This is a genomic window from Pedobacter sp. NEAU-ZC8, from assembly GCF_059278965.1.
The window spans coordinates 157176-177210 of record NZ_JCAJXC010000008.1 but is presented as its reverse complement, the minus strand read 5'-3'; the positions used below and the strand labels follow the sequence as shown (position 1 = coordinate 177210).

General features: G+C 45.9%; 11 protein-coding genes and 1 rRNA gene. 10 read left to right on the top strand and 2 right to left on the bottom strand.

The genetic code is table 11. The features are described from left to right. Positions 1 to 180: 180 nt before the first annotated feature. The 10 genes from rrf (at position 181) to AC5WJX_RS08710 (ending at position 17754) form a co-directional block, all read left to right on the top strand. Positions 181 to 292, top strand: a 5S ribosomal RNA gene (gene rrf / locus AC5WJX_RS08755). A gap of 332 nt (positions 293 to 624) precedes the next feature. Beyond that, positions 625 to 2913 (top strand): NADP-dependent malic enzyme, encoded by a 2289-nt coding sequence (locus AC5WJX_RS08750; protein WP_494484207.1) that lies wholly within the window; start codon positions 625 to 627, stop codon positions 2911 to 2913. Between the two features lie 23 nt (positions 2914 to 2936). Then, the gene (gene ruvA, locus AC5WJX_RS08745) at positions 2937 to 3521 is read left to right on the top strand and encodes a Holliday junction branch migration protein RuvA (protein WP_440431411.1); all 585 of its coding nucleotides are present in this window, start codon (positions 2937 to 2939) and stop codon (positions 3519 to 3521) included. Positions 3522 to 3540: 19 nt separating this feature from the next. After that, complete coding sequence (gene sov, locus AC5WJX_RS08740) at positions 3541 to 10674, top strand: T9SS outer membrane translocon Sov/SprA (RefSeq protein ID WP_494484206.1); 7134 nt, start codon at positions 3541 to 3543, stop codon at positions 10672 to 10674. A 70-nt stretch (positions 10675 to 10744) separates the two neighbouring features. Next, positions 10745 to 11125, top strand: a complete 381-nt coding sequence (gene gcvH / locus AC5WJX_RS08735) for a glycine cleavage system protein GcvH (RefSeq protein WP_494484205.1) — start codon at positions 10745 to 10747, stop codon at positions 11123 to 11125. 3 nt (positions 11126 to 11128) lie between these two features. After that, entirely contained in the window at positions 11129 to 11524 is a 396-nt protein-coding gene (locus AC5WJX_RS08730; RefSeq protein WP_440431415.1) for a VanZ family protein, read from the top strand. Positions 11525 to 11814: 290 nt separating this feature from the next. Further along, positions 11815 to 14625, top strand: coding sequence for an outer membrane beta-barrel family protein (locus AC5WJX_RS08725; protein WP_494484204.1), 2811 nt, complete (start codon positions 11815 to 11817; stop codon positions 14623 to 14625). 150 nt (positions 14626 to 14775) lie between these two features. Further along, positions 14776 to 14991, top strand: a complete 216-nt coding sequence (locus AC5WJX_RS08720; RefSeq protein WP_151154154.1) for a FeoA family protein — start codon at positions 14776 to 14778, stop codon at positions 14989 to 14991. Between the two features lie 4 nt (positions 14992 to 14995). After that, positions 14996 to 17107, top strand: coding sequence for a ferrous iron transport protein B (gene feoB / locus AC5WJX_RS08715; RefSeq protein ID WP_494484203.1), 2112 nt, complete (start codon positions 14996 to 14998; stop codon positions 17105 to 17107). A gap of 29 nt (positions 17108 to 17136) precedes the next feature. Continuing rightward, a complete protein-coding gene (locus AC5WJX_RS08710; RefSeq protein ID WP_494484202.1) occupies positions 17137 to 17754 on the top strand; it encodes a SprT-like domain-containing protein in 618 nt (205 codons plus the stop codon). Here the strand turns inward: AC5WJX_RS08710 and AC5WJX_RS08705 are convergent. Beyond that, on the bottom strand, positions 17703 to 18476 hold the full coding sequence (locus AC5WJX_RS08705) for a hypothetical protein (RefSeq protein ID WP_494484201.1): 774 nt from the start codon (positions 18474 to 18476) through the stop codon (positions 17703 to 17705). The two genes, AC5WJX_RS08710 and AC5WJX_RS08705, sit on opposite strands and share 52 nt — an antisense overlap. A gap of 155 nt (positions 18477 to 18631) precedes the next feature. Next, positions 18632 to 20017: a LutB/LldF family L-lactate oxidation iron-sulfur protein gene (locus tag AC5WJX_RS08700; RefSeq protein WP_494484200.1), complete on the bottom strand. Its 1386-nt coding sequence runs from the start codon at positions 20015 to 20017 to the stop codon at positions 18632 to 18634. Positions 20018 to 20035: the final 18 nt, after the last annotated feature.

The following is a 20035-nucleotide window of genomic DNA, read 5'->3' as shown; positions in this document are numbered from 1 at the left end:
TTGATAGGTTACAGATGTAAAGCTGGTGACAGCATAGTCGAGTAATACTAATCATCCGAAGCTTTCAAAAGCAGAATACTGTTGTTTGTTCTTCAAAACTAACTTCTTTCAATAATATGTCATTGTTATTGAATACCAATCAATCGAAAAGATAGATAGCTTAAATAACATTAAAAATATTTAGGTGCCTATATCGGTGGTGTCCACCTCTTCCCATTCCGAACAGAGAAGTTAAGCCCACCAGAGCCGATGGTACTGCGGTAACACGTGGGAGAGTAGGTCGGTGCCAAATCTTAAAGAAAGCCTGTAAGTTAAAACTTGCAGGCTTTTCTTGTTTATACGGGTTTTTAGATTTTGTTAGTCCAATTAATGAGCCGTGGATGCCTCTTATAAGTTCCAGTGTTGAGTTTACAGGCAACTTTGAAGTCTTCATTGGCAACAAAATCTCTAAATTATAAGTAAGGCATTTAGCCCCTCGGCGATGCTGCAGGTAAATATTATATTGTGTGCCAGCACTTCCGCATTTTAATACCTTGAATTTTATTGTGGTTGCCGGATAAAAGAATTGTAACTTTGTCCGTTCACGAAGCAAATGATTAGCATTAGTAAAAGAAGGAAAGTATAATGAGTAAAACGAATAAGAAGCAAGATGCATTAGATTATCACGCGCAGGGTAGACCGGGTAAAATCCAGGTCATCCCGACTAAACCCACCGCCTCACAAAGAGATTTGACATTAGCCTACTCTCCTGGCGTTGCTGAGCCGTGTCTGCGTATTGCTGATCACACTGAAGATGTTTACAAATATACCGCAAAGGGAAACCTTGTTGCTGTAATCAGTAATGGTACAGCGGTGCTTGGACTGGGTGATATTGGCCCCGAAGCAAGTAAACCCGTTATGGAAGGTAAAGGCCTTCTTTTTAAAATTTTTGCAGATATTGATGTGTTTGACCTGGAGTTGAACACGAAAAACATAGATGAATTTGTAAGTATTGTTAAAGCACTGGAGCCAACCTTCGGAGGTGTAAACCTGGAAGACATCAAGGCGCCGGAGTGCTTTGAAATAGAACGCCGCCTGAAAGAAGTGATGAACATCCCAGTGATGCATGACGACCAGCATGGTACGGCGATTATTTCTGCAGCGGCATTATTAAACGCCTGTGAGCTGCAAGGTAAAAACCTTGAAGAGGTAAAGATCGTGGTAAATGGTGCAGGTGCTGCCGCAATTTCCTGTACCCGCCTTTATGTTTCCTTAGGCGCGAAAAAAGAGAATGTTGTCATGCTCGACCGTTCAGGTGTGATCCGCGCTACACGCGACAACCTGGATGCTATCAAAGCTGAATTCGCTACCGCCCGTGAAATTGACACGCTGGAGCAGGCGATGGTAGATGCAGATGTGTTTATCGGTCTTTCTTCTGCGGACTGTGTGTCTGTGGATATGTTGAAATCCATGGCGAAGAACCCAATCGTTTTCGCAATGGCGAATCCGAATCCGGAGATTGCTTACGACCTTGCCATCAGCTCCCGTGAGGACCTGATTATGGCTACGGGCCGTTCAGATTATCCTAACCAGGTGAACAACGTATTAGGTTTTCCATATATCTTCCGCGGTGCACTTGATGTAAGAGCAACAAGCATCAATGAGGCCATGAAGATTGCTGCAGTTCATGCAATTGCTGACCTTGCCAAGAAATCAGTACCAGAAGCCGTTAACATGGCTTACAACGCTAAGAACCTGAAGTTCGGAAGTGATTACATCATTCCTAAGCCAATGGACCTTCGTTTAATGACGAATGTTTCCTCTGCTGTTGCAAAGGCGGCGATCGAGTCTGGTGTTGCAAGGAAAGTAATTACGGACTGGGATGCCTATAAAGAAGAATTAAAAGGCCGTTTAGGTGGTGAAGACGCCATTATGCGTGCCGTAACCAGCCGTGCGAAATCTGCCGCTAAACGTGTGGTATTCGCAGAGGCCGATAACTATAAGATCCTTAAAGCTGCTCAAATTGTAAAGGAAGAACATATTGCGATTCCAATTCTTTTAGGCAATGTAGAAAGGATCAACAAGATCATCGAAGAACATGCGCTGGAACTGGAAGGTGTTCAGATCATTGATCCAATGCAGGAACCGGAACGCAGCAAGAAGTTTGCAGATGCGCTGTTCAAGAAAAGACAACGTAAAGGTTTAACGCAGCTGGATGCAGGTAAACTGATGCGCGACCGCAACTACTTTGGAGCTTCTATGGTGGAGTTTGGTGAGGCTGACGCAATGATCTCCGGTTTAACCAAGAATTATGCAAGCACGATCAAACCTGCGCTGCATGTGATAGGTATTGAAGAAGGTGTAAACCGCGTTGCTGGTATGTATATGATGATGACCAAAAAAGGTCCTGTATTTTTCGGTGACACCACCGTGAATGTGGATCCTACGGTTGACGAGCTTGTGGACCTTACGCTGTTAATGAACAGTGCTGTACGCAAGTTTAACATTCAGCCAAGAATTGCATTGTTATCCTATTCTAACTTCGGTTCGAACAAGGGAACTGTTCCTGATAAAGTTAAAAAGGCCGTGAAGATCCTTCATGAAAAACACCCGGAGATTTTGGTTGACGGTGAGATGCAGGGTAACTTTGCGATCAACAATGAATTGTTAAAAGACAATTTCCCATTCAGCAGACTGGTAGATGGCCCGGCGAATACTTTGGTGTTCCCGAACCTGGAGTCTGGTAACATCGCTTATAAGCTTTTACAGGAGCTTGGTGGTGCAGAAGCTGTCGGTCCGATTTTATTGGGTACACGCAAGCCAGTACATATTGTTCAGTTAGGTAGCTCCGTGAGAGAGATCGTGAACATGGTGACCATCGCTGTAGTAGATGTACAGGTGAAGGAAGAAGAAGCAGCAGCAAAAAACAGTTAATAAAGATAAATACAACGCTTACGATGTTCGATTATATTGATGGGAAACTAACCTTTAAATGTCCGGCTTATATTGTTGTTGAGGCCGGCGGAATCGGTTACCACATTAACATATCGCTGAACACCTATAGCTTGCTGGCAGATCAGGAGCGCTGTAAGGTGTATACCTGGCTGCATATCAAAGAAGATGCACATACATTATACGGTTTTGCAGATGAGGGAGAGCGCAGGCTATTCCTTCATCTGATCTCCGTGTCTGGCATTGGGCCGAATACCGGCCGGATGATGTTATCATCCATTACGCCGAATGAAATTCAGGCGGCCATTGTCAATGGCGACCTGCCCCTGATCCAACGCATAAAAGGTATAGGTGCTAAATCGGCACAACGCCTGGTGTTGGAGCTACAAGATAAACTTAAAAAAGAAGGTACGGGATCACTGATCGCCGCACCATTGAATACCACCGTCAGAGAAGAATCGCTTTCTGCATTGATGATGCTTGGCTTTGCCAAACAACCTGCAGAGAAGGCGCTCGATCAGGTGGTGAAAAATAACGGTACCGATCTTACCGTGGAACAAATGATCAAGATTGCCCTAAAAAACCTATAATTATTTAGCCTTATTGCTATTGAGAAAAACAGCTACCTTAATTTTATTTTTGGTTATTTCTTTTGGCATACAACAGGTTTCCGCTCAGGTAACACCTGGACTGACCAAACCTGTTGATACAACGAATGCTCTCGGAATTTGGGAACGCGTGCGCCTTGGGGTAAGAGACAGTTTGCGCTTGTATACGCCGCTGCCCAGTAACTATAAACGGGAAGTAGAATACGACCCTGTTGGTAAAAGATATATCATCCGCAACCTGGTAGGTGGTCGCCTGCTGAGCAACCCACAGTATCTTACTATAGAAGAGTATCAACGACTTATTGAGGCCGAGATCAAGGAGCAGCATTGGCGTAGCTTTTCAGATACGGAAGTCAAAGACTATAGAAGAACCGGTATTCTGGCGCCGATCACCATTAACAGTAAGGCTTTTGAGCGGGTATTTGGTGGGAACACGATTGATATACAAGCGCGGGGTGAAGCTGAACTCACCGTGCTCGGACGGATCAATAAAAACGAGAATCCACTCTTTAACGAACGTCAGCGGGTACAGTCAAACTTCGATTTCAATCAACGTATTCAGATGAATGTCATGGGTAACATCGGTACCAACGTGAAGCTGAATATGAATTACAATACGGAATCGCAATTCGACTTTGAGAACCAGATTAAGCTCGATTTTACCGGAGGTGAGGATGACATCATCAAGAAGATAGAAGCGGGGAATGTTAGCTTGCCCTTAAATACCGCACTGATCACCGGAACTCAAGCGCTGTTCGGTATCAAAACACAGCTACAGTTTGGTAAACTTACCGCAACCAGCGTTTTTTCACAACAGAAATCGCAATCCCGGGAAATTCGCATTGCGAATGGTGCGCAGCAGAACGAGTTCAGGATTAGCGGCGACAATTACGAAGCAAACAAACATTACTTCTTAGCACAATATTTCAGGAACAACTATAACAAAACACTGGCGAACCCGCCGACCATCAATTCGGCGATCAACATCACCAAGTTAGAGGTTTGGATTACCAACAAAACTGGCACCACCACCGACTCCAGGGATGTGTTGGCGTTTATGGATCTGGGAGAGAACAGTCCATATAACACCGCCTTAATTCAAGGAGGCCCTGGCTACTCGACGGTGCCATCGGGTTTCATTGCACCTAATTTTCCACGGGCTTCCAACAATTTGTTGGAAAGGTTACCTGCTGGTGCCCGTTCTACAAATTCGAATGATGTGATTTCATTTTTCCAGGCCAATGGAGCTACCGACAACTTCGCTAAACTGACCTATGCGAGGAAGCTTACCGACCGGGAATATACTTTCCATCCGCAACTGGGTTATATTTCATTAAACAATGCTTTAAATGCAGACGAAGTCCTGGCTGTGGCCTATCGGTACACGTTCAATGGTGTAGAGTACCAGGTGGGTGAGTTCTCAACAGACCTCGCCTTCAATCAGGGTACGCCAAATGTCCTTTATGCCAAGTTGCTGAAGAACGAAACCACGAAGACGAACCTGCCAACCTGGGACCTGATGATGAAAAACATTTATTCCATTGGCGGCTATCAGATATCACGGCAAAATTTCAAACTGGACATTTTCAGGATTGATGAAAACTCCGGGATTGAACGCCCAGCGATTACGGAAGGCCAGCGAACACAAAACAGGCTTTGGATAGACATTACCGGACTAGACCGGCTAAACCAGCAGGAGGAGAAAAAACCGGACGGTTTCTTTGACTTTCAAGCTGAGGAAATGCCTTTTGGCAGCAACAGCTCAACAACATCTAATGCATCACTAACGGATTTCGCATCAAACAATCGTAAAGGGTACATCACCATAGATCCTTTAAACGGGCGCATCATCTTCCCGGTGATTGAGCCTTTTGGAAATGATCTTGCAGCGCAGTTTAGTCCTGCGGAAGCCCAGCTCGCAACACAATACACCTTCCCAGCACTATACGATTCCACACAAGTTGTTGCACGTCAATTGTTCACCCGACAGAACAGGTACATCATCAAAGGCGGTTATCAGAGTGAAGTTTCCTCTGATTTCAATCTGAATTCTATCAATGTACCTGAAGGCTCAGTAAAAGTATTTGCGGGAAATATTCCCCTGCAGGAAGGTAACGACTACACGGTAGACTATATGGCCGGTCGGGTTAAGATCTTGAACACGGCGATCTTGAATTCGGGGCAGCCGATACGGATCACCACCGAGAACAGTGAGCTTTTTGGCTTGCAGCAGCGTTCACTTTTTGGAACAAGGTTAGATTATCGTGCAAACAACAAGCTTAATCTCGGGGCAACGATCATGAACCTTTCCGAGAAGCCACTAACGGCAAAGGTGAACTTCGGCGAGGAGCCGATCAACAATACCATCTGGGGTATGGACTTCAACTACAGCAGTCCTTCGCGGTTCCTGACACGGATGGTGGATAAACTCCCGTTCATCTCCACGAAGGCACCCTCTGCGGTAACGTTTTTTGGTGAGTTTGCACAGTTGATTCCCGGACATCCGAAAGCCTTGAATGCGGATGGTAGTAAGGGAGGCACCAGCTACCTGGATGATTTTGAAGCTGCACGCTCGGTCATTGACTTAAAAGGGGCGATTTCCTGGCAGCTATCCGGAACGCCGCAGATGTTCCCGGAATCCCAACTTATAGACAATCTGACCTATGGTTATAACCGCGCTAAGATTGCATTTTATAACATCGACCCGAGCTTCTATAATCGTACTGCATCCACCTTGCCATCATACCTGAGGGCGGATCGTAACGAACTGTCAAATCATTATGTACGCGAGATCATTGAGCAGGAAGTTTTTCCCTTCAAGGAGACGGCCACCGGCCTTGCTGTAAACCTGCCGACGCTGGATGTTGCCTTCTATCCAAATTTGCGTGGGCCATATAATTATACACCGACCGGTTTTGGTGCTGATGGCAAACTAAACAATCCACGTTCGCGCTGGGGCGGTTTATTCCGGAAAATTGAAAGTAATGACTTTGAATCCCTGAACATTGAATACCTGGAATTGTGGGTGATGGATCCCAACATCTACAAGCCAAATAATCCGAATGCCGGTGACCTGTATTTTAACCTGGGCAATATCTCGGAGGATATTCTGAAGGATGGCCGGAAATCATTGGAAAATGGGCTTCCTGCAGATAATGATCCATCGAAGTTCGATGAAACGAACTGGGGCAGGGTGCCGAAGCTACAGCCCGTAGTTCAGGCTTTTGACAATAACCCTGATGTTCGACGCGCGCAGGATGTAGGTCTTGATGGTTTATCGGATCTTCAGGAGCAGCAGAAGTTTAATGCGGCATTGAACCAGATCAAGGCACAGCTAAATCCCGATGCATCTGCGGCTTTGACGGCAGATCCATCTTCGGATAACTTTTCTTTTTACCGTGGGCCAGCATTAGACCAGGCACGTGCAGGGATATTGAAACGTTATGAGAACTATAATGGTCCGGACGGGAACTCTAAAACCGCCCAGCAATCGATGGCTGATCTGGGACTGGAGAATTCGGCTTCAACCTCCTTGCCTGATGGCGAAGACGTGAACCGGGATAATAACATGACGCAGTCTGACGAGTATTTTCAATACAAGGTTTCCATGCGGCCCGGTGATCTTGAAGTGGGCAGGAACTATGTGACCGATAAAGTGGTTTCGCAGGTTAAACTTGCGAATGGGCAGACGCAACCCGTAACCTGGTACCAGCTTCGTATTCCGCTGGCGAACTACGATCAGAAGTATGGAAATATTCAGGACTTCAAGTCCATCCGCTTTATACGGATGTTCCTGACCGATTTTGCAGATACCACCGTATTGAGATTTGCGAAGATCCAGCTGGTGCGGGGCGACTGGCGCCAGTATAATGCGAACAACACCGGCATGGAGCTGATTGTAGATCCTGCACTTATCCCAGCGGCGCCGGATAATTCCACTGTAGAGCTGGCAACGGTGAACATTGAGGAGAATGGTAAACGGACGCCTATTCCGTACGTGGTACCCCCAGGCATTGAGCGTGAACGTGACTATAACAACTATCGCGGTGATACCCGTCAAAACGAGCAGTCGCTGTCGCTGAACGTCCGAAACTTGCGTGACGGTTATGGACGGGCAGCTTTCAAGACCGGAACCAATGATTTCAGATCTTACAAGCGGCTGGAGATGTATGTGCATTTGGAAGCGCTTGGTAGCAGGGTGTTGAATGATCAGGACGTAAGCGCCTTTATCCGCATTGGTACGGACAATCAGGACAACTATTACGAATATTCGCAGCCGCTATACGTGACTCAGCCAAATACCAGTGACCCCAACGCGATCTGGCCCGAGCGGAACAAGCTGGATATTGAACTGGAACTATTTCAAAAAGCTAAGATTGCGAGAAACAATGCTAAGCTACCAAATGGGCAGGTATGGCCAGTGAACGTGCCGTTCGACTACACAGATGGCAACAGCACCATCACGGTAAAGGGGCAACCAGACATGAGTAAGGTGCGGCTCTATATGCTTGGCCTAAAGAATCCACTTCGCAATGTGGATCTGCGCCCCGGTGATGATGGGTTGGAAAAAGATGCACAGGTATGGTTCAATGAGCTGCGTTTAACGGAGTTCGACGAACGTGGCGGATGGGCGGCTACAGCGGGTATGTCGGCTAAACTGGCTGACTTTGGAGATATAAACATTTCCGCGAGTAAGTCGACCGTGGGTTTTGGTTCTATAGAGAAGCGGGTTTCGGAACGTAACCGCGCAGATAACACGTTTTTTGATGTGTCCTCGAACCTGGAACTCGGTAAGTTCTTTCCGAAGAAGAGCGGACTGGTAATTCCGATGTTTGTAAGCTCCTCTGCGCAGATCAGCACGCCGCAGTATGACCCAAGAACACCGGATATCGAGCTAAAGAATGCCCTGGATGTTGCATCTAAGGCGGAGAAAAAAGCAATACTGAATTACGCACAAGATTATACGACCCGCAACAGTATTAACTTCAGCAATGTGCATAAGGAGCGTACCGACCCGGATAAAAAGGTTCGGTTATGGGATATTGAAAACTTGAACCTCAGCTATGCCTATACGAAATATTTCCACCGGGATTTTATCAATGAAAATAATATTCAGCAAAGCTACCGTGCTTCACTGGAATACCGCTACGCGGCACAGGCAAAGTCTTATCAGCCCTTTGAAAAGCTGATTAAGTCGAACACACTGGCGCTGCTTAGGGACATTAACTTTAGCTTGCTGCCAAGCGCCATTAATTTCCGGATTGACTTCGATCGCTATTACTCTGAAAACAGTTTACGCAACAATGATCCGGCGAACTCTATTCCGGTGAATACGACTTATAACAAGAACTTTTTGGTGACGCGGGTGTATGGTATTTCCTGGAATCTTACCCGGTCGCTGACGCTGGATTTCGATGCAACCAATTACTCCATTATCGATGAGCCGGAAGGCCGCATCAACGGGCTGAAGACAGACACCCTTTGGCAGAACCTGAAGCGCCTGGGTAGAACAACGGATTACAATCACGATGTGAACATCACCTACAACCTGCCGATCAACAAGATCCCTGGATTGAACTGGGTCAATGTGGCAACGAGGTATGGTACGAACTTCAACTGGCAGACTGAACCTTTGTCGACCTTAAGAGACCCAAATATCAGCCTTGGTAACACCATTCAGAATTCGAGGAACATACAGGTAAATCCGACATTAAACCTGAACACCTTGTACAACAAGTTCGGCTTTATCAAACGGGCCGTTGCGGCAAAGGAAAACACGGGAACAAAGTTTTTTGTAGGACTGCTGACCAGTATCAAGACGGTGAATGCGGCGTTTACACAGACAAAGGGAACCTTCTTGCCGGGCTATTTACCGGAGGCAGATTACCTGGGTATCGACGATGTGACGGGCGCGCCGGGGCTTGGCTTCGTACTGGGAAGCCAGCGGGACCTGCGGGCAAGTGCATTGGCTAAAGGTTGGTTGACCCGGGATACACTGCAGTCGCAATTGTATGTAAACACCTTACGGGAAGATCTGAGCCTCACCAGTACGGTAGAGCCTTTCCGGGATCTGCGGATCACCTTAACGGCGAACCGCAACCGTACCATGAACTACTCCAGTAATTTCCGCTACAGCAATGAACTTGGAGGCTTCGAAAACCTAAGCCCTTATACTACGGGTGACTTCAACATCTCTTTCATTTCCCTGAGAACCGCCTTCTCCGATAAGAATGGCAGCACAGCTTCCGGACTGTATCAAAAGTTTATGGCGAACCGGGCGGTTATATCGCAACGTCTGGGTGCTGAAAATGTAAACTCGGCGGGGCGGAATGGGGCTTTTGCCGATGGCTATAATGAGCATGCACAGGATGTTATCGTGGCATCCTTCCTGGCGGCATATACCGGAAAAGATGCATCGGGGGTGCGGCTGCATGGCTTTCCAAAGATTCCATTGCCAAACTGGCGGATCAACTACGGTGGGCTGTCAAGGCTGGCCTTCATGCAGGAGACCTTCAAGTCCATCGATATCAGGCATTCTTACCGATCCACCTATGCGGTAAACAGCTTTAATTCTTTGCAGCAATACCAGGAAAGTAATGGCTCGGTAAGCAGCAGGGATCTGAATGATAACTTCCTTCCGCAGTATCAGTACAGTCAGGTGACGATCACGGAACAGTTCGCTCCGCTGATCGGGGTAGATACACGTCTGAAGAATAACCTCACGGCAAACTTCGAGATCGGCAAAAACCGCTTGCTGGGGCTAAGTCTCGCGAACAATCAGTTGGCGCAGCTGTCGGAGAACAACATGGTATTTGGTCTGGGCTATCGTACCAATAAGTTCCGCTTCCCGTTCGGGCTGTTTCAGCAGATCCGCATGGACAACAATATGGACATTAAACTGGATGTTGCGGTTCGTGATAATAAAACGGTGATCTACCGCGCAGATGTGGATGAGGCGGAAGTATCCGCTGGAGCGAAAAACATCGCCCTGCGTCCAAGCGTGGATTACATGTTGAACCAGCGTTTTAATGTGCGCCTGTTCTATGATTCTAACATTACTAAACCCTATACTTCGCTGAGCTATAATACGGCATACAGCAACTTTGGATTTAGCCTTCGGGTGACCTTAAACTAGCATTTGCAGAATGAATTAACATTTGCAGAAAGGACCAGATTAATTACCTTTGACAAAAACAAAACACGATATGAATTTTCCAGCAGAGTTGAAATACACAAAAGACCATGAATGGGTTAAGGTTGATGGCGAACAGGCTATTATTGGAATTACGGATTTTGCACAACGTGAGCTTGGCGACATCGTCTATGTTGACATCAACACCGTTGGTGATGAAGTAACTAAGGATGATGTTTTCGGTACTGTAGAGGCTGTAAAAACTGTTTCTGACCTTTTCATGCCGGTTACCGGAACGATTTTGGAAACCAATCCTGCGTTAAACGACAATCCTGAGCTGGTAAACACTGACGCTTATGGCGAAGGCTGGATGGTAAAGGTTTCAATTTCAAACCCTGCAGAACTTGATGGTTTATTAGATGCTGAAGCATATCAGGCTTTAGTTGGCGCTTAATAAATGCAGCTGATAAAAGAATTAAAGTACCAGGCATGGGCAATTGCCTGGACTGTTCTTATTTTGATCTTCTGCTGCATGCGAACTGACGGTGCATCAAGCAGCGGCCTGTTCTTTGAGGGCTTCGATAAACTTGTACACCTCGGCTTTTTTTATGTGCTTACCGTGCTGATGTTTTATGGAAAGATAAACTATCAGCATAATTACCGCTTTCGCTCTTTAACCATCTTCAAGATCATCCTGATCACAGCAGGTATAGGTGCCGGAATCGAGTTCTTACAAGCCACTTTCTTTACTTATCGCTCTGCCGAATGGTGGGATTTTGGTTGTGATATGATTGGCGTGATGATGGGCGTATTCAGTTATGTCCTTTTGCATAAAATGGATTATGAAAAATAGTATCAAAATTTTCCTGGCCTGCTGCTTATTAAGCAGTTTAACGGCCTGCAGAATTTTTAAGTCCGGCTGCGATTGTCCTAAGGTGAGCAGCAGCAAAACCAAGGCACATAGCGCCCATAGCTAAACAGCTTCTGTGGCAGTTATTTACTGCTGTGCTGTGAAATTCGCTTCACAGTGTTTGCGCAGCTAAGTACATTGTATTTTAAATGTTACTTATTAATTTAATCGTCTATAGTAAACCTTAAAGGGTTTGTGCAGTCCTAATGGGGTACTTTTACATTAGGTCATACATGAAAACTTTTACGAAACCCTTTACACTATTTCTCTTATTACTTATTGGCTTTTGTGCCCGTGCCCAGGACCGCAATGGTTCTGTGACCGGAAAGGTTAACAACGCTAAAGACAAGTCTGCGGTAGAATATGCGACCGTTGCGGTCAAAAGTCTCCAGGATTCCAGTGTGGTTGGCACCACGACCACCAATGCACAAGGTGTATTTACCATCAATGGATTGGCGCCAGGGGCATACCGGTTATATGTAGCCTTCCTTGGGCTGCAAAATGTAAACAAAGATTTCAGCATCACCACAACATCAGCTAACGTGAATCTGGGCGAGCTTTCCATGGGAGATGATGGTTTAAACCTCAATACTGTTGAAATTAAAGGGGATGCGCCGCCTGTGATTGTTAAAAAGGATACCCTGGAGTTTAATGCGGGTTCATTTAAGGTTCGTGAGAATGCCGTTGTAGAAGACGTACTGAAGAAGGTACCTGGAATGGAGGTGGATAAGGATGGCTCTGTGAAGGCGCAAGGTGAAAGGGTGACCCGGGTAAAGGTAGACGGCAAGGAGTTCTTCGGAAATGATCCGCTATTGGCTACCAAGAACCTTCCCGCAGACATGATTGATAAGATCCAGGTCATTGATCAGCTATCTGACCAGGCACAGTTTACGGGTATCGATGATGGTAACCGGGAGAAGATCATCAACATCACCACCAGAAAAGATAAAAAGAAAGGTTATTTCGGGAACTCCAGTGTGGGCTATGGCACGGATGAACGTTATGACGCAAACATCAATGTGAACAAGTTTGATGGTGATCAGCAGATGTCTGTTGTAGCCCAGTTTAACAACGTCAACAAGCAAAGCTTCGGTGGTGGTGGTGGCGGTTTCGGTGGAGGCGGTGGTCGCGGCGGCATGATGGGCGGCGGAGGCGGTACACAGCAAGGTATCACCACGACCAATGCAGCGGGTTTTAACTTTGCGGATGTTTACAACGAGGGTAAAACCCAGTTTAATGGTAGTTACTTCTTTAACAATACTTCCCTTTTTAATGAGCAAAACAGCTTCCGTCAGAACTTACTTGGAAACACGGTAACCACTTTTGATGAAGATCTTACCAGTACGACGGAGCGTCTAAATCACCGTTTGAATTTTCTTTTTGATACAAAACTTGATTCTTTAACTTCCATAAGGATTCAACCGAATCTAAGCTACACCAACATAGACCTGGTTCGTAGTAATGCTTACATCAACAACTATAATGAGTACACCACGGTAGGTACACAGAACTTTGAGAACAAGGGAACAACGCCGTCACTTTCCAACAACCTACTATTGAGAAGAAAGTTCATGCGCCCTGGAAGAACACTCTCTCTGAATGTAAATACCAGTGTAAATAACAGTGACTCTGAAAACTACAACAGCATAGAGAACAATACCACCAATGAGACCGGTACCTCCCAGGAATTTACCAATCAGTTCAATGATCAGAATGGTAAGTCTTTCGGAAATACCTCCAGATTGGTGTATACAGAGCCCTTATCTAAAACGATGAGCCTGGAGGTAAACTATGAGAACCGTTACAACTACGACAACTCGGAACGGTTTACCTACAACTTCAACGAGGTAACCTCCAGGTATGACCTGCTTGATCCAACTTATACCAACGCCTATGAAAATACAACCTTCACCAATGCGCTGGGCTTTAGCTTCAACCAGACAGCGAAGAAGTACACCTGGAACGCGGGGTTAGCAGTACAAAACACCGATAGGAAGAATGAGAACCTGAGCACTGGAAACATCATCAATCAGAACTTCTATAATCTTACGCCAAGTGCGCAGTTCCGTTATACTTTCAGCAACAGCAAACGCTTAAGAATTAACTATCGCGGTAGGACTCAACAGCCTTCAATTTCACAGATTCAGCCAGTGTTGGATAACTCTAATACACAGACCATTGCAATTGGTAACCCCGAACTGAAGCCTTCTTTTACCAATAACCTCAGTATATTCTATAATAACTTTGACTTTAAGAACTATCGTTCATTGTTCATCTTTGCGAACATCAATCAGACGGTAAATGCCTTTGGTAACAACAGCTCCATCATTACCGATGAAAATGATGAGAACTTTGGTAAGATTGCCGTTCGTCCGGTTAACGTTGATGGTGTTTATCAAGGTAACTTGTTCGGTAGCTTAGGCGTCCCAATTATTCCGGGAAACAAGTTAAACCTGAACATTAATCTTGGTGGTGCTTATGCAAGAGGGGTAAACATTACCCGCGGGCTGGAGAACATCACCAATGATGTTAGTCTAACCAATGGTTATAAGCTTGTAGCAACGTTCGACAAGTTCGACTTTACTGCCGGAATCAATGGTTCCCTGAACCGAGCAACATACTCTGCACAACCTGAACAAAACACAACTTACTACACGCTAAATCCAACCTTGGATATCAGCTATGTATTTCCAGGTAACATCCGCCTTGCGGCAGATGTGGACTACTTCCAGAATACTGGTCGAGGAGAAGCGTTTGATACGAAGTTCACCCTGCTGAACGGTTACATAAGTAAGCAGTTCTTCAAGAATAGAGGAACGTTCAAGCTTGCGGTTAATGATGCCTTGAACCAGAACAAAGGGATACTGAGAACGAGCAGCGACAACACGATCACTGATTTGAATTTTAACGTACTTAAAAGATACTACATGCTTTCCTTTACTTACTCGCTAAATAGAATGGGGGGTAAAGACATGCCGCCAATGGATGGTCCGGGCAGACGAGGTCCAGGTGGCCCAGGCGGCGGTGGCAGGATGCGCATGTAATCCGCTAGCCTAATATCTTGTTTAAAAAGCCACTTCATGTGGCTTTTTGCATTTATACCACTATTGTAATATTCATGGTAGATGGCTGATTACACTGGCTTTATTTGGAATTATTATAGATAAAGGCTAAATTGCCCACTAATTCACGATATGAAACTATCACAGCTAAACCCAGGACAAAGCGGTACAATAGTAGAATTTACAGACCTAGAAATGTCGGTAAAATTGATTGAAATGGGCTGCCTTCCGGGAGAAGTTGTAGAAGTTGAGCGCATCGCACCTCTTGGAGATCCTATCGCCATTCGCGTTGCAGGATATCAACTTTGTTTACGCAAAACTGAAGCTTCAGTTATAATAATCGAATAGAATCTTGACGTCCACTATTAAAATTGCCTTAGTTGGTAATCCTAATACGGGAAAATCAACGTTATTCAACATACTTACAGGTTTAAACCAGAAGATTGGAAACTTTCCCGGTATAACTGTAGATAAAAAACTAGGATATTGTAAGTTACCTGGTGGCCAACAGGCGGAAATTATTGATCTTCCAGGAACCTATAGCCTGTATCCAAAGAGCCGCGATGAGCGTATTGCTTTTCAGGTACTCGCAGACAGCCGTAATCCGAGTTATCCGGATATGGTTGTGGTCATTGCAGACGCAACCAACTTAAGACGTAATTTATTGCTGTATACCCAGGTTGCTGACCTTGGTTTACCTGTGCTGCTTGCCTTGAACATGACCGACATGGCCAAGAAGGAGGGCATAGACATCAATGTAGACAAGCTATCGGAACGTTTGGGGGTTCAGGTGGTACCCATTTCCGCAAGAAGCAACCAAGGTATTGACAAGCTGAAAGCCGCCATGGCTAACACCAGCATGGCAACCCAACTACCTGGTGCTGACATGGACCATTTGGCACCTGAAGCACTGCAACATACCCGGGAATTACTAAGTACGGATAATACCTACCTGTGCCTGCAGGTGCTGCACCAGCATGAACATTTGTCCATGTACACGGAGATTGAGCACGAGGCTTTGGAGGAAATTAAACGTACCAACGACTTTGATGCGAGTAAATTACAAGCTGCTGAAACCATTGCACGCTACCGCTACTTAAGTGGTGTACTCAGCGGGGTAGTGGTAGATACCGGTGCAACAAGGAAATTCGCTTTCAGCGATAAGATTGATGCGGTATTAACCAACAGATTCTGGGGTTTTATCATCTTTTTCCTGATCCTATTTTTCATATTCAATGCCATATTCTCCTGGTCAACTTTCCCGATGGACCTCATTGAAGGTGGATTTGGCTGGTTAACCGAGTACGGACATGAACACCTGCCGGAAGGCCTTCTAACAGATCTATTCCTTGATGGTATTCTGGCTGGATTGGGTGGTATTGTGATCTTTATTCCACAGATCGCCATTCTTTTTGCCTTTATCTCCATTTTGGAGGATACGGGATATATGGCCCGGGTGACCTTCATGATGGACAAGATCATGCGGAAGTTCGGTTTAAGTGGTAAATCCGTGGTGCCAATGATCGGTAGTTTGGCCTGTGCGGTACCATCGATTATGAGTGCCAGGAATATTGAGAACTGGAAGGACAGGATCATCACCATCATGGTTTCTCCATTGGTGAGCTGTTCTGCGCGTTTGCCCGTTTACACCTTGCTGATCTCGTTGATCATCCCGGAGAAGATGCTGTTCGGATTCATCAATCTACAGGGGCTTACCCTGATGGGGATGTACCTGATTAGTATTGTTGCTGCTATTTTAGTTGCCTGGGTGATGAAGATTATCATCAAAGCTAAAGAGAAGTCCTACTTCATCATGGAGCTCCCGGTTTACCGGATGCCGAGGTGGAAGAATGTGATCTTTACCATGTACGAGAAATCGAGGACCTTCGTGTTTGAAGCAGGTAAAGTGATTATTGCGATTTCCATCGTACTTTGGGTGCTTGCCACCTATGGTCCACCTGCACGTTTCGCCGAAATTGACCGTAAGTACGAGCAGATAGAAGCACAGGAGATAGAGACTGAAATCGCCACACTGGAACGTGACCGCTCCGCGGAAAAGCTGGAAAACTCCTACGCGGGTATTTTAGGCCATGTGCTGGAGCCGGTGATCAAACCACTGGGCTTCGACTGGAAGATCGGGATTGCGCTGGTAACCTCCTTTGCGGCGCGGGAAGCCTTTGTCGGTACGATGGCCACCATCTACAGTGTAGAAGGCGGTGAGGAGGGCTCAACCATTCGTAGTAAGATGCTTGCTGCCCGCAACCCGGATACCGGCTTACCAGTATTTACCTTCGCTACAGGCTTCTCTCTGATGTTGTTCTACGCCTTTGCCATGCAATGTATGAGCACCGTGGCGGTGGTATTCAGAGAGACGAAAACCTGGCGCTGGCCGATCATTCAAATCGTGTACATGACGGCATTAGCCTACGTAGCCAGCCTAATTGCCTACCAACTGCTGAAATAAAACCTGGAGGAACATTCAAGGTAAATCAAATGACAGACAAAGTTGAGGTATTAGCGCGTTACATGCCACTTTCGGCTGCGCCGATTATTGCAAAGTGGATCGATTACTTTCAATGCGAGTTCAAGATCTCTAAAACACGTACAACCAAACTCGGTGACTACCGGCATCCGTTCAAAGAAGCCGGGCATAAGATCTCGGTGAACAATAACCTGAATGCTTATGCTTTTCTGGTTACCACGGTACATGAATTTGCGCATCTGGTTACCTGGAACGATCATAAGAACAAAGTGAAACCACATGGGTTGGAATGGAAAAGGAATTATCAAAAGATGATGAGTCCTTTTCTGGAGTCGAAGCTTTTCCCCCAGGATATTGAACATGCGATAACAAACTACCTTCAAAACCCTGCAGCGTCCAGCTGTACAGACCTGAACCTTTCCAGGGCACTACGTGCCTACGATAAACCGCACAAGTATGTACGCCTGGAAGAAATCCCACAGGATACGGTATTTAGCATCAAAGACGGCAGGAAGTTTAAGAAAGGACCGCGACTAAGAAAGCGCTTCCGCTGTGTGCTGCTCAGTAATGGGCATGTTTACCTGTTCAATCCGCTCGCAGAAGTCGAAGTGCTTCCAGAAGGCACATAGATGGCCTGCATATCTTCAACTTTCCAGTTGAAGTTGATCCTGTTATTTCGGAAATGTCCAGGGTCACGTAGCAGACTGTCTACAAAGACATCTGCATCTTGCAGCTCAACTTGCGCCGTGTAGCCATTTGGATTTACACTCTTTAAAGATATAAAACTTGCATCCGGAAAGCGGGTAATCTTGTCGAACACCAACTCAAATTCGTGCTTCCGTTGTAGTGCATCAAATAAGCGTTCAACAGAGGCTTTATAATCTTCCAGCGGGCCGGTGCCCACAGGCTCAAAGGGAGCTGTGTTTAATTCAGCAGCACTATTCGCTACCTTACTTTCCCTTTTGAAGACCGTGTAGTTACGTAGATAGGTACGACTTTCTTCATAGGACTTCTCGTTACCTTCTATGTGCTGTGCACTTGTCGTAACCAGTATCAGACTATCGTTTTTGAAGTAATACCTTTTACTCGACTCCGCCATTGAAGGTAAGGCTTGTTCGTGTGCGATCAGCACCTGATCACCATGATCATTAAAGTACTGCTCTACGAAGAAGTTCTCCTGCCCGCGTTTATACACCAGGCTGGACAACTTCTTCAGGTTATTTTTACCATGTTCGATGTCTTCAGCAAATGCAATTACACCTTGTTCATCCAACCCGGTAGCAGAAGATTGGTTAATCAATCCCGCTTGCGGGTGCTTCGGCTTCTGCTGGCAGCTGCTCAGTAGCAGCATTAAGCAAATTAAGCTGTAAAGATTTGTTTTGAAGTTCATCGATAGTTTTTGTTTTTATATTCCAGCATGTACCGCTATCTCTAACAGCCATTCAAGTGTACAACTTGTTCTGCCTAGTAAGACACTACTAGGGTACCTTTAACCACTTGCAGATTTTAGTCCTTACCCTTGTTCTGCTCGTCCCAAAGTTTTGCAAAAGACTTCGGTGCAACCTCTGGTCTGGCGCGGTGTTTACCCCATATATTACGGAACAAGTTTTTCAGAAAGAAGTTCTTGATTTTTCCGCCAACCATATCCATGCGACTTCTTTTAGACATGCCTGTCTTCCAGGCTTTCCAACCCAGGTCTTCCGATTTGCTATTGTCATGTTCTGCAGTAGCGTCCCTGCGGTTTAACAGTAACATCTTGTGGATGTCGATTTTCACCGGGCAAACTTCCGAACATTTACCGCAGAGGGTAGAGGCATAACTCAGGTGTTTAAACTCCTTCATGCCCTGCATATGCGGAGTAATCAAAGAACCAATTGGTCCGCTGTAAGTTGTCTCGTAAGTATGGCCACCCACGTTCTTGTACACGGGGCAGGCGTTCAAACACGCGCCACAACGGATGCAGTACAAGCCCTGACGCTGGTCTTTTTGCGCCAGCAGATTGGTCCTGCCGTTATCCAGCAGAATTACATACATCTCCTCGGGGCCATCAGTTTCATCCGCCTCACGAGGGCCACTGATCAGACTGTTGTACACCGTCAGGTTTTGGCCGGTACCATGACTGGCAAGCAATGGCCAGAAAAGGTCCAGATCTGCCATAGAAGGAATGATCTTCTCTATTCCGGCTATAGCGATGTGAATTTTAGGAAAGGTCGTACAAAGCCTCGCATTGCCTTCATTTTCTGTTAACGCTATACTTCCCGTATCCGCAACCAGAAAATTGGCTCCCGAGATACCAACGTCTGCTTTAAGGTATTTTTCGCGTAGCAACTCACGGGCTTTTTGAGTGAGTTGTGCCGGTGTGGCATCAATGGGAGTGCCGAATTTCTCGTGGAAGAGTTTTGCAATTTCTTCCTTGCTCAAGTGCATGGCGGGGGTAACGATGTGATATGGTGGTTGCCCAAGCAATTGTACGATGTACTCCCCCAAATCACTTTCCAGTGACTCAATATCATTCTTCTCCAGAAAGTCGTTCAGGTGCAGCTCTTCCGTGGTCATGGATTTGGATTTGATCACAGTTTTACCGCCAGCCTTTTTGATGATGTTCAGGATCTCCCGCTGGGCTTCCGCTGCATCATTGGCCCAGATCACCTTACCACCACGCTTTTGGAAGTTTGTTTCAAATTCCGGCAGGAACTTATCCAAATTCTCCATCACACGCCACTTAATGACATGTGCTTTCTTCTTAGACTGCTCCAGGTTTTCAAACTTTGATAAACCTCTTTCTACGGCAACATTGTACTTGCCAATATTATGATTGATGGTTTTTCTGTGGTCTAAGTCAAACACCTTTTCGTCCGACTTCTCCAAAAACGCTTCAGCACTTTTCGTCATGTTCAAATATAAATATAT